This window comes from Claveliimonas bilis (assembly GCF_030296775.1).
GTDB classification, from domain to species: domain Bacteria; phylum Bacillota; class Clostridia; order Lachnospirales; family Lachnospiraceae; genus Claveliimonas; species Claveliimonas bilis.
Genome location: NZ_AP027742.1, coordinates 498,111 through 510,197 on the forward strand (window position 1 = coordinate 498,111; position 12,087 = coordinate 510,197).

Genomic DNA, 12,087 nt, shown 5'->3' on the forward strand with positions numbered 1-12,087 from the left:
ATGCCGGAAACAAATAATGATAAAAATTATCAGCCGATGACTTTTGATGCGATCAGAATAGGGTTGGCATCACCTGAAAAAGTGCTGGAATGGTCCAGGGGAGAGGTTACAAAACCGGAGACCATTAACTATAGAACGCTGAAACCGGAGAAGGACGGATTATTCTGCGAGAGAATTTTCGGACCAAGCAAGGACTGGGAATGCCACTGCGGTAAATACAAAAAAATCCGTTACAAAGGTGTAGTCTGCGACCGATGCGGCGTAGAGGTCACCAAAGCAAGCGTGCGCCGCGAGCGTATGGGACACATCGCGCTGGCGGCTCCGGTATCCCATATCTGGTATTTCAAGGGAATCCCCAGCCGTATGGGACTGATCCTGGATCTTTCTCCGCGAACACTGGAGAAGGTTCTGTACTTCGCTTCTTATATTGTACTGGACAAAGGAGAGACAGACCTGATGTATAAACAGGTTCTCTCCGAGCAGGAGTACCAGGAAGCAAGAGAAAAATGGGGAAGCGCATTCCGTGTGGGAATGGGCGCTGAATCCATCAAAGAACTTCTGGAAGCGATCGACCTGGATAAGGAATATGAGGAACTTCAGGCAGGACTTGAAGGCGCTACCGGACAGAAACGTGCAAGGATCGTGAAACGTCTGGAAGTTGTGGAAGCATTCCGTGAATCCGGAAATAAGCCGGAGTGGATGATCATGACTGCAATTCCGGTCATTCCGCCGGATCTTCGTCCGATGGTACAGCTGGACGGCGGACGTTTTGCAACCAGCGACCTCAATGATCTCTACAGAAGAATCATCAACAGAAATAACCGTCTGAAACGCCTGCTTGAACTGGGTGCACCGGACATTATCGTAAGAAACGAAAAGAGAATGCTGCAGGAGGCGGTAGACGCCCTCATTGACAATGGAAGAAGAGGCCGTCCGGTAACCGGACCTGGAAACCGCGCCCTGAAATCTCTTTCCGATATGCTGAAAGGAAAATCCGGACGTTTCCGTCAGAACCTTCTGGGAAAACGTGTAGACTATTCCGGACGTTCCGTTATCGTTGTAGGACCGGAACTGAAGATTTATCAGTGCGGTCTGCCCAAAGAAATGGCAATTGAGCTGTTCAAGCCTTTTGTCATGAAAGAGCTGGTTCAGAACGGAACAGCGCACAATATCAAAAATGCAAAGAAAATGGTAGAAAGGCTGCAGCCAGAGGTTTGGGATGTGCTGGAAGATGTCATCAAAGAGCACCCGGTTATGCTGAACCGTGCCCCTACCCTGCACAGGCTTGGTATCCAGGCGTTTGAGCCGATCCTTGTTGAAGGTAAAGCGATCAAGCTGCATCCGCTTGTATGTACTGCCTACAACGCTGACTTCGACGGAGACCAGATGGCTGTCCATCTTCCCCTTTCTGTGGAAGCGCAGGCAGAGTGCCGTTTCCTCCTGCTTTCACCAAACAACCTTCTGAAGCCTTCAGACGGTGGACCGGTGGCAGTTCCTTCACAGGATATGGTGCTTGGTATCTACTATCTGACACAGGAAAGACCGGGAGCACTGGGAGAAGGGAAGGTATTCAAGAGTGTAAATGAGGCGATCCTTGCCTATGAAAACGAGGCCATCACCCTTCATTCCAAGATCAAAGTCCGCGTGACAAAGACAATGCCGAACGGAACGGTGAAATCGGGAACAGTGGAATCTACCCTGGGAAGATTCCTCTTTAATGAGATCATTCCGCAGGATCTTGGGTTCGTAGATCGTGAGATCGAAGGAAACGAGCTGCTTCCGGAGATTGATTTCCATGTAGGAAAGAAACAGCTCAAACAGATCCTGGAGAAAGTAATTAATACCCATGGAGCAACCGCGACAGCGGAAGTTCTGGACAATGTAAAGGCGATCGGATACAAATATTCTACAAGAGCAGCTATGACTGTATCTATTTCCGATATGACAGTACCTCCGCAGAAGCCGCAGATGATCGAAGAGGCACAGGAAACGGTAGACAGGATTACCAAGAACTACAAACGTGGTCTGATCACGGAAGAAGAACGTTACAAAGAAGTTGTTGAGACATGGAAAGCAACAGACGATGCTCTGACAGAGGCGCTTCTTTCCGGTCTGGATAAATACAATAACATCTTTATGATGGCTGATTCAGGAGCCCGTGGTTCCGACAAGCAGATCAAACAGCTTGCAGGTATGCGTGGTCTGATGGCAGATACAACAGGACGTACCATCGAGCTGCCTATCAAGTCCAACTTCCGTGAAGGTCTTGACGTACTGGAATATTTTATGTCTGCTCACGGAGCGCGTAAAGGTCTGTCCGATACCGCTCTTCGTACGGCCGACTCAGGTTACCTGACAAGACGTCTGGTTGACGTTTCACAGGAACTGATCATTCATGAAGTAGACTGCCGTCCGGAAGGCGGAGAGATCCCGGGAATGTATGTAAAAGCATTCATGGACGGAAATGAAGAGATCGAAAGCCTGCAGGAGCGTATTACAGGACGCTACCTGTGCGAAAGCATTAAAGATAAAGACGGCAATGTGCTCGTAAAGGCAAACCATATGGTAACGCCGAAGAGAGCGGAGCTGATCATGAAAAAAGGTGTGGATGAGAACGGAGAACCTCTTAAGAAGATTAAGATCCGTACAATCCTTACATGTAAATCCCATATGGGCGTATGTGCAAAATGCTATGGCGCAAACATGGCTACAGGTGAACCGGTACAGGTTGGCGAAGCGGTGGGAATCATTGCCGCACAGTCTATCGGTGAACCGGGTACACAGCTTACCATGCGTACGTTCCATACCGGTGGTGTTGCCGGCGATGACATCACACAGGGTCTTCCCCGTGTCGAAGAGCTCTTTGAGGCCAGAAAGCCGAAGGGTCTTGCAATCATCACAGAGTTCGGCGGCAAGGCTGTCATCAACGATACAAAGAAAAAACGCGAGATCATCGTTACAAATGAAGAGACTGGCGAGTCCAAGGCTTATCTCATTCCTTACGGCTCCAGAATCAAGATTCAGGACGGAGCAGAGCTTGAAGCCGGCGATGAGCTGACAGAAGGTAGCGTAAATCCGCATGATATCCTGAAGATCAAAGGACTTCGCGCCGTACAGGATTACATGATCCAGGAAGTGCAGAGAGTATACCGTCTCCAGGGTGTTGAGATCAATGATAAGCACATCGAGGTCATTGTCCGCCAGATGCTGAAGAAAGTTCGTGTGGAAGAGAGCGGAGATTCCGATTTCCTTCCGGGAACGATGGTTGACGCACTGGAATTTGAAGATAAGAACATTGAGCTGGAAGCAGAAGGAAAAGAACCTGCAACAGGCGAACAGATCATGCTTGGTATCACAAAAGCATCTCTGGCAACCAATTCCTTCCTGTCCGCAGCATCCTTCCAGGAGACGACAAAGGTACTGACAGAAGCAGCTATCAAAGGAAAGATCGATCCGCTGGTAGGTCTGAAGGAAAATGTTATTATCGGTAAACACATTCCGGCAGGTACAGGAATGAGAAAATACCGCGATGTAAAACTGGATACAGAATTAGAAAAGGAAGAATTTCCGGAGGAGGACGACATTTTTGCAGAAGATGCGGAAATGACGGCAGAAACTTCAGAAGATCTGATTCTGGAATAAGAAACGAAATGAAAAGGACAGCGCTCATATGGGCGCTGTCCTTTTAAAAAGCATATTGTGCGTTGAAAAGACAGTAAGAAATAATAGAAAAAGCCTAACAGGAAAAAAGAAACAGTGTCCATATTCCGTGAAATATGGTAAAATAAACAGGATATAGAAGAAAGACAGGAGGAATTAGAAATGAACCGAGAACAGGCACATGAAATTTTACTGAAATATATGAAGGGGGAGAATTATATTACTCATTCGTATGCAGTAGAAGCCATCATGAGGGGACTGGCTAAAAGGCTGGCGCCGGACCAGGTAGAATACTGGGGAATCGCAGGCCTTCTGCATGACCTTGATGAAGAACAGTGTGACTGGCAGCATGACATGAGTGTTCACGGTCCTACATCTGTAGAAATTCTGAAAAAAGAAGGAATTGAAGACCCGGTTCTTTTTGACGCGATCAAGGCTCACAATCCAAAATGCGGAATGAAAGCCAAGACGAATATCCAGTATGCTTTGCTGGCAGCGGATCCTATGAGCGGATTTGTCAAAGCTGTTGCCCAGATCTATCCGGATAAAAAAATTGCCAGTGTAAAGCATAAATCCGTTATGAAGCGTTTTAATGAGCTTCGTTTTGCAAAAGGGGCAAACCGGGATTATATGGAAATGATCGAATTTACAGGCCTTTCATTAGATGATCTGATCGATGTTGCGCTGGAAGAGATGGGGGCTATTGCAGATCAGATCGGTTTATAGAAGGAAATTCGCCATTTTTTTACAAAAATCCTGTTATTCATGCAGGAATATACAAAAATTAACACCTTTATGATATGATTATTAATTGATTATGGCAGAAAACTGGAGTATAATGATTGGGCAAAAACGGATATCTTAGAACAAAGCAGGAGAGGGCAGAAATGGACAGGTTTATTGATATGCATTGCCATATACTTCCAGGTGTGGATGACGGTGCCCAGAGTATGGAAGATACCATACGCATGCTGCAGATCGCACATGACGAAGGGATACGCTATATCATTGCAACACCGCACCATCACCCGAAAAGAGGAAAGGAAGCGCCGGAGATACTGCGGGAGCAGATTAAAAAGGTCAGACTGGAAGCCCGGAAGATCGATGAGAAAATGAAGATTTTTCTGGGGACTGAAATTTACTTTGGACAGGATGTTCCTGCAAAACTGAAGGAACGGAAGATTTTGACAATGAACGGAAGCGGAACCGTGCTGGTGGAATTTTCTCCTATGGATACATTCGAATATATCCAGCAGGGGATCCAGCAGATACAAATGAAGGGGTTCACTGTAATTCTGGCGCATATTGAAAGATATAACTGTATCAGGGAAGATATCACTCTTGCAGATCATCTTGCTGACATGGGCGTGCTGATCCAGGTAAATGCAGGAAGCATTGCAGGAGACGGCGGGCGCAAAGTGAAGAAATTTGTCAAGGAACTCTTAGCAGATGAGATGGTGTTCTGTGTGGGAACAGATGCGCATAGTCCGAGGCATCGCGCGCCTCGTATGAAAAAAGCAGCAGAGTATGTACGGAAAAAATACGGAGAAGAATATATGAGGAGGATATTTTTCAGCAATGCGGCTGACATGCTGAAGAAAAAGAAGAAGAATGAGTCAAGATAAAACAACAAACCGCGATTTTGAAAATGAAGAAATAACCATTGATCTTACGGAATTGTTTCTGGCTTTGTGGAATAAGATCCATCTGATCATCCTTGCAGGGATCCTGATGGCGCTGGTTGCCTTTGTGGGGACCAAACTCTTTATGACACCGATGTATACTTCCACAACCAGCATGTATGTCCTTTCCAGAACAGAAGGAAATGCCAGCGTCACCTACAATGATCTGCAGACAAGTACCCAGCTGACGCAGGACTATATGGAACTGGTAAGCAGCCGGCCGGTGCTGGAGCAGGTGATCGCTGTCCTTAATCTGGATATGACCACAGAAGAGCTGAAAAATTCCATTACAACAGAAAATACAGCAGAGAGCCGTATTCTGACGATCGGCGTGGAAAATGAAGATCCCAAGATGGCAAAAGAGATTGCAGATGCATTAAGAGATTCTGTCAGCATTCAGATTACTGAGATCATGGAAGCGGACGCCGTAAATACAATAGAGGAAGCCAATCTTCCTACAGAACCTTCTTCACCAAGCGTAATGAAGAATATTGCTATTGGCGGACTTTTGGGCATTTTGATCGCAGCCGGAATTATCATACTGATCTTTGTCCTGGACGATACGATTAAAACACCAGACGATGTGGAATACTATCTGGGATTAAATACCCTGACTTCTATCCCGATCCAGGAGGGTGTGAAGAAATCCAAGAAAGTAAAGGGATTATCTTCCAGAAAACTGGAAAAACAAATGAGGAGATAAGGAGGGATAGACGATGCAGGAGATTACATTAAAAAATATAGCGAAAGATTACCGAAGCAACGAAGCTTACAAAACACTTCGGACCAATATAGAGTTTTCCGGTGCGGACAATAAGGTTATCGTTCTGACAAGCTGTACTCCCAATGAAGGAAAGAGTACCGTTTCCCTGGGACTGTCCATGTCACTGGCGGAAAGCGGCAAGAAAGTTCTCTTTATTGACGCTGACCTTAGGAAATCTGTTCTGGTAGGACGTCACAGAGTGACAGAAGAGGTAAAGGGCTTAAGCCATTTCCTGTCCGGACAGGCAGAAGTGGAAGAAGTGATGTACAAGACCCAGGAGCCGGGACTTGTTGTCATGTTTGCAGGAGTTGTTCCGCCCAATCCGGCAGAGCTCCTTGGACAAAAGCGATTCGAGGCACTGATCTCAAGCGCCAGAAAAGTATACGACTACATTATTATTGATGCGCCTCCTCTTGGAAGCGTCATTGACAGCGCCATCATTGCAAGAGTGTGTGATGCTTCTGTGCTGGTCATCTCGGCACATACGATCAGTTATAAATTTGCAAGGACAGTAAAGGAGCAGCTGGAAAAAGCAGGATGCCCGATCCTTGGAGTTGTGCTGAATAAAGTAAATATGAAGCAGAACAAATATTACGGAAAATACTATGGACAGTATTACGGAGATTACGGAAAGAAATAGAGGATAAAGAAATGAAGCAGCGTGTCATATGGATGATGATGGCGGCAGCCTGTGTGATTCTTGGTGCGGTATCTGTTTTTATCTATATCAGCAAGGATCATACACCGCCCGAGATCAGCATAGAAAAGCGAGATATCACCTATACAGAGGGAGATTCCTATGAGGGTCTGATGGAAGGCGTGACCGCCACGGACAATATAGACGGAGATCTGACAGATCAGGTGTTTGTGGATCGTATTATTGTTACAGGAGAAGACACCGCTGTCGTTTATTACGGCGTTACAGACAAGGAACAAAATGTAGCGACAAAAGGAAGAAAAATTACATATCATTCCGGTGAAAGCAGCGCAGATGATGCTGCACAGGAAGCAGAGGAAGAAGAACAGCAGGCGGAGGAAGAAGCTAAAAAGGCAGAAGAGGAGGCGGCGCAGCAGGAAGCTGCCGCACAGGAGCAGGCAGAAGAGCAGCAGACAGAACTCACTCCGGATGGAGCGAATCCTGCAATTGCTCTGACAAGTGATTCTGCAACCATCACAGCAGGCACAACATTTGATCCTATGAGTGTTGTGCAGGGAATGGTAGATGATAAAGATAATGTTGATGTGTTATCCAGACAGGTAATGGTGGATGGAGCATATGATACCTCTGTTCCGGGAAGCTATGCGTTAAGCTTTTCTGTGAAAGACAGTGACGGAAATGTTTCAGCGCCTGTAGCATTTACATTAGTTGTACAGTAAAGGAGAAAAGTAGTTATGGAAAAGCACAGCAGACATTCCCGGTCACAGGGAAGTCATCACAGACATTCACATTCTACGGAAAAGCGTCCGAAACATCTGGCAGGGAAACTTCTGGCGCTCCTGCAGCTGCTTTTGTCTGCAGCATTGATCGTAGTAGCGTGGAACAGCGGCATGGTCCCCATGAAATATATGATAGTGCTGATCGTAGTACTCATCATATTGTTTGGGCTGACCTTCGGACTTCAGTATGTCAAAAATAAAATATTTATTTTAGGAATTGTCTTAAGTATTTTGATCAGTATTGGTCTGGCTTTTGGAGTGGTATATCTTTCTAAGGCAAATCAGCTTTTGAAAGATGTAGGAGGAGCCACATACAAGACGGATAATATGATCGTCGTAGTGAAAAAGGACGATCCGGCAGAAAATCTTCTGGATGCTCAGGATTACCGGTTTGGATTCCAGACTGCAGCTGACCAGGATAATAATGAGAAAATGAAGGAAGACATTCAGTCAGCAGTGGGAAGAGAACTGAAGGTTGTAGAGTTTGACACCGTTCAGGACGAGGCACAGGGACTTCTGGATGGGAAAATCGAAGCTGCTGTTTATAATGAGGCCTTTGCGGGAATTATTGAAGAAACCATAGAGGATTATGCAGATCAGGTGAGGGTTCTCTATCAGTACGGCATTGATACACCGATCGAGCAGGAAGAGACAAATATCGAAGAGCCGTTCAATGTGTATATCAGCGGTATTGACGTATCCGGTCCGATTACGACCAACAGCCGAAGCGATGTGAATATCATTATGACAGTAAATCCCAACACAAAGAAGATTTTACTGACTACAACACCCCGTGATTATTATGTGACTATTCCAAATGTTTCCGGCGAACAGCGAGATAAATTGACCCATGCGGGAATTTACGGCGTAGATGTATCTATGGCAACACTGGAAAATGTCTATGGTATTGACCTTACTTATTATGCGAGAGTAAACTTTACTTCACTGATCACGATCGTAGATGCGCTGGGCGGCGTGGATGTCAATTCAGAATATGATTTTGAGGCCGGCGGATATCAGTTCCACAAAGGAATCAATACGCTGAACGGAGAGCAGGCGCTTGCATTCTCAAGAGAACGTTACAGCTTCCAGGCCGGCGATAATCAGAGAGGAAAGAACCAGGAGGCGGTTCTGACCGGAATCCTGCAGAAAGCCATGTCACCGGCAATTCTGACAAATGCAAATCAGATCATTGCAAGTGTCAGCGACAGTGTAGAGACAAATATGACGCAGCAGGATATGGCGAAATTTATTAATATGCAGCTTTCCGACGGAGCAAGCTGGACCATTGAATCCGTAGCGGCAACAGGAACCGGAGACACTCAGGCATGTTATTCATCAGGAAGCCAGCCATTATATGTAATGTGGCCGGATGATGCAGTTGTTTCTTCTATTAAAGAAAAGATGAATCAGGTATTAAGCGGACAATAAAGTACACCTAAAGAGTGTCAAAAAGAACCGTATAATGGCTGATTGTGACGAACAAGTTGTTTTTTGGAAATATCTTGGTAGAATAGATTCCAGAGAAAAACAAAGGGGATGAGAAAAAATGCTGGCGACAGTAGATCCGACAATGGCGGTAATAGCGGCTGTAATAGCAGGAATAGCGGGAATTGTTTTATTTCTGAAAAGGAATATATTTGAAGCTGACTGAAAAGCCGGTTAAAAGAAGTGTCTCAGAAAAGAAAGGCGGCCATAAGTGACCAACATGATTTTTTGAGACTCTTTCTTCGCTCAAAGCATAAAATCAGAGGGAAAAGAAAATGGGAGAACAAAAGAAACGAAAACTGGATCATGTATGGGTGAAAAGGGCAATTGCGCTGGCCTTTATTGATGCGCTGTCTGTTTTGGCAGCCTATTTGGCAGCTTTGTTTCTGCGATTTGACTTTATTTTTTCGGCGATTCCCAGGGAATATCTTGACGGATATGTGTGGTCCATGCCCTACTGGGTCATTATAACAATTGTAGTATTTTACGGCTTTCGTCTGTATCACAGTATCTGGCGGTTTGCAGGAATGGCAGAATTTAAAGCCATGGTACAGGCCTATATGGTACTTCTTGTACTGTATATCGCCGGAATGCTGTTTATGAAGCTGCATATGCCGAAGTCCTACTATTTTATGGGATATATGATCAGTATCATGCTGACAGCAGGTTCCAGATTTGCCTACCGGCTGCTTCGCTCTTACTTTAACAGAGAACGTCAGAATGAAGGAGAGCCGGCAGACCGTGTAATGGTGATCGGGGGAGGTCAGGCAGGACAGACCCTAATCAAGGAAATGATGACCAGCAATCATCTGAATACCAAGGTGTGCTGTATTATCGATGATAACCCCAACAAAAAAGGAAGGGTTCTGGAAGGCGTACCCATTGTAGGAAACCGATATGATATTGTAGATAAAGTAAAAGAATACAAAATTACACGTATCATTTATGCGATTCCGGCAACGACCGGGGCAAACCGGAAAGCAATCCTGAATCTCTGCAAAGATACAGGATGTAAAATGCAGACCATTCCGGGTGTGTACCAGCTTCTGAATGAAGAAGTCAGTGTCACAAAACTGCGCGATGTGGAAATTACAGACCTTCTGGGACGTGCGCAGGTAAAGGTCAATAATGATGAAATCCTCCACGTCCTGAAGAACCAGGTAGTCATGGTAACAGGAGGAGGAGGTTCCATTGGAAGCGAGCTTTGCCGTCAGATCGCGAAAGCAGAGCCAAGGACACTTATCATTTTCGATATTTACGAAAATAACGCTTATGATATCCAGCAGGAACTGAGGAGAAAATATCCGGAGCTTCACCTGGAGACTCTGATCGGATCTGTAAGAAACACAAGGCGTGTCAACTCCGTGATAGAGAAATACAGACCGGCAGTTATTTTCCATGCTGCAGCCCACAAACATGTGCCGCTGATGGAGGACAGCCCTAACGAGGCGATCAAGAATAATGTGGAAGGTACATATAAAGTAGCACAGGCAGCTGCCAAATACGGCGTGAAAAAGTTTGTACTGATCTCCACAGATAAGGCAGTAAATCCTACAAACATCATGGGGGCATCCAAGCGTCTCTGTGAAATGGTGGTGCAGATGATGAACCGCCAGTCCGACACCGACTTTGTAGCCGTCCGTTTCGGAAATGTACTTGGCAGCAACGGAAGCGTGATTCCGCTGTTTAAGAAACAGATCGCCGAGGGCGGACCGGTAACTGTAACAGATAAACGGATTATCCGTTATTTTATGACGATTCCGGAAGCCGTGTCTTTAGTACTCCAGGCAGCGTATTATGCCCATGGAGGAGAGATTTTCGTTCTGGATATGGGTGAGCCGGTCAAGATTGACGATATGGCAAGAAACCTGATCCGCCTCTCCGGCTATGTTCCGGATGAGGATATCAAGATAGAATACACCGGACTTCGTCCGGGCGAGAAGCTCTATGAAGAGCTCCTTATGGATGAAGAAGGCATGACAGAAACAGAAAACGAATTGATTTTTATCGGAAAGCCTATTGAGATGGATGACGAGGATTTCAGAGAAAAACTGAAGCTTTTAGATGAGGCCAGCAGGATGGAATCCGATAAGATCAAAGAGATCGTTTCAGAGATCGTGCCGACTTACCAGTATAAGAAGAAGGAATTGACAAATTTCAGCAATTGATACATAATAATTTGAGATTATGACAAAACTTTAAAGTTCCAAATCGTCGCTTTGCCGCGTTTGGGACCGTGAAGGGTGATAAAGGTATGTTTTGCATTTTGGGCATGGCATAACCTTCCGCTTGATGTGCGGGCAGCAAAAGCTGCATCTGCACAAATGAACAATCAGGCAGAGGTTTATGCGATGGTCAAAATGGCGAAGCATACCTTTTTTTATTTCATAGGAAACTTCGTTCCCTTATGAAATAAAACGCTCCGCGGGGTGCGCACCCGCACAAAGCGGAAATTTGCCGCTAAGGCGGCCGCGCCCGGCGCGGGAGTTCCAATTGCGGAACTCTTTATTCTCCACAGGCAAAGCAGGAAGGAAAGCAATGTGGTATGTAATCCAGGTGAAAACCGGGAACGAAGAAGAAATCAGCACACAGTGCAGCCGGATCGTTGACCCGGCTGTCCTTGAAAAAAGTTTTATTCCCTACTGTGAGCAGATGAAGAAATATCATGGTGAGTGGCACAAGGAAAAGAAAGTGCTGTTTCCCGGCTATGTGTTCCTTGTTAGCGGGGATAAAGACAGACTTTTCCTGGAACTTAAAAAAGTAACAGGACTTACAAAACTGCTTGGGACAGGACAGGAGGTCGTTCCGCTGACTTTGCCGGAGATTGAATTTTTACAGCGGTTCGGCAAAGAGGATCAGATCGTGGAGATGTCCAGGGGAATCATTGAAAATGACAAAGTTATCATCACAAGCGGCCCTCTCAAAGGCAACGAAGCTCTTATTAAAAAGATCGACCGTCACAAACGCCGGGCTTATCTGGAGATTGAAATGTTTGGACGGAAGGTAGAGACACAGGTGGGAGTGGAGATTGTAAAGAAGAGGGAATGAGAAGGATAG

At 45.7% G+C, this 12,087-nt stretch carries 9 protein-coding genes; all 9 read left to right on the forward strand.

The features are described from left to right. A complete protein-coding gene (gene rpoC / locus R2J37_RS02380; RefSeq protein WP_316266123.1) occupies positions 1-3,642 on the forward strand; it encodes a DNA-directed RNA polymerase subunit beta' in 3,642 nt (1,213 codons plus the stop codon). Between the two features lie 180 nt (positions 3,643-3,822). After that, positions 3,823-4,386, forward strand: coding sequence for an HD domain-containing protein (locus tag R2J37_RS02385; RefSeq protein ID WP_316266124.1), 564 nt, complete (start codon positions 3,823-3,825; stop codon positions 4,384-4,386). A gap of 161 nt (positions 4,387-4,547) precedes the next feature. After that, positions 4,548-5,285 (forward strand): CpsB/CapC family capsule biosynthesis tyrosine phosphatase, encoded by a 738-nt coding sequence (locus R2J37_RS02390; protein ID WP_230107237.1) that lies wholly within the window; start codon positions 4,548-4,550, stop codon positions 5,283-5,285. Continuing rightward, positions 5,272-6,045, forward strand: a complete 774-nt coding sequence (locus R2J37_RS02395) for a YveK family protein (protein WP_316266125.1) — start codon at positions 5,272-5,274, stop codon at positions 6,043-6,045. The genes R2J37_RS02390 and R2J37_RS02395 overlap by 14 nt, the downstream gene beginning before the upstream one ends. 13 nt (positions 6,046-6,058) lie before the next feature. Next, entirely contained in the window at positions 6,059-6,745 is a 687-nt protein-coding gene (locus R2J37_RS02400; RefSeq protein ID WP_316266126.1) for a polysaccharide biosynthesis tyrosine autokinase, read from the forward strand. An 11-nt stretch (positions 6,746-6,756) separates the two neighbouring features. After that, the gene (locus R2J37_RS02405; RefSeq protein ID WP_230107234.1) at positions 6,757-7,482 is read left to right on the forward strand and encodes an immunoglobulin-like domain-containing protein; all 726 of its coding nucleotides are present in this window, start codon (positions 6,757-6,759) and stop codon (positions 7,480-7,482) included. Positions 7,483-7,497: 15 nt separating this feature from the next. Next, positions 7,498-8,973, forward strand: a complete 1,476-nt coding sequence (locus tag R2J37_RS02410) for an LCP family protein (RefSeq protein WP_316266127.1) — start codon at positions 7,498-7,500, stop codon at positions 8,971-8,973. Positions 8,974-9,305: 332 nt separating this feature from the next. Next, positions 9,306-11,198, forward strand: a complete 1,893-nt coding sequence (locus R2J37_RS02415; protein WP_230107232.1) for a polysaccharide biosynthesis protein — start codon at positions 9,306-9,308, stop codon at positions 11,196-11,198. A gap of 370 nt (positions 11,199-11,568) precedes the next feature. Beyond that, positions 11,569-12,078: an antiterminator LoaP gene (gene loaP, locus R2J37_RS02420; RefSeq protein ID WP_316266128.1), complete on the forward strand. Its 510-nt coding sequence runs from the start codon at positions 11,569-11,571 to the stop codon at positions 12,076-12,078. The last annotated feature ends 9 nt before the right edge of the window (positions 12,079-12,087 follow it).